A 280-nucleotide genomic window follows, 5' to 3' on the forward strand; every position below is an offset into this window, starting at 1 on the left:
CTCCTGGCCAGCTCGGCGGTGGCGGCGGCCGGGTCGGCGGCCTCGGTGATCGCCCGTACGACGACGACCCGGCGCGCTCCGGCGTCCAGCACCTCGTCGAGATTGCCGGCGTCGATCCCGCCGATGGCGAACCAGGGGCGCGGCTGGTCGAGCGAGGCGGCGTATCGCACCAGGTCCAGGCCCGGGGCGTGCCGTCCGGGCTTGGTCGGGGTGGGCCAGCAGGGGCCGGTGCAGAAGTAGTCCACGCCGGACTGGGAGACCGCCGCGTCGACCTCGGACC

1 protein-coding gene is annotated in these 280 nt (G+C 75.7%); it reads right to left on the reverse strand.

Annotation, left to right across the window (positions count from 1 at the left end):
• Window positions 1–280 (reverse strand): thiamine phosphate synthase (locus E0702_RS17045; RefSeq protein WP_205742036.1); only part of this gene is annotated, 280 nt, incomplete at both ends.

This window comes from Halomonas marinisediminis (assembly GCF_004347715.1).
Lineage (GTDB): Bacteria > Pseudomonadota > Gammaproteobacteria > Pseudomonadales > Halomonadaceae > Halomonas > Halomonas icarae.